Origin of the sequence: Mesorhizobium sp. M1A.T.Ca.IN.004.03.1.1, from assembly GCF_003997555.1 — a bacterium.
In the GTDB taxonomy this organism is placed as follows: Bacteria; Pseudomonadota; Alphaproteobacteria; order Rhizobiales; family Rhizobiaceae; genus Mesorhizobium.
The window spans coordinates 1-327 of record NZ_RZTV01000125.1 but is presented as its reverse complement, the minus strand read 5'-3'; the positions used below and the strand labels follow the sequence as shown (position 1 = coordinate 327).

Annotated in this window: 1 protein-coding gene; it reads right to left on the bottom strand. The window is 51.1% G+C overall.

Annotated elements, in window-relative coordinates; translation table 11 throughout:
* Positions 1–99: 99 nt before the first annotated feature.
* The coding region (locus EOD29_RS36585; RefSeq protein WP_206520530.1) for a hypothetical protein at positions 100–327 on the bottom strand (228 nt) is incomplete at its 5' end.

Here is a 327-nt window from a genome sequence, read left to right as displayed (position 1 = left end):
CCGGGTCAGGACCTTTGTGCCGCGAGCATACTGCGCCTTTGCGCCGACCTGACGCTTGGTTCTCAAGTCAGTTTGACTGATTCACGCATTGGGTCGTGTTCAACCGTTGAAACTCTCGTTTAAAAGAGCGGACCCCCGAGGCAAACCAAGTACCGAACGAATCTCGTTCATTCCTATCTGCCCAACACGTGACCGCAACCTATATTGCTTCACCGGGAAATCCAAGCCTTTTCTTCGCAATAACAATAATGTCTCGTCCAATGCCGCATTATCGTCTTTCACGCGAGCGCGAACACAAGCACCCTGTCGTTCTGACCATAATCTTTC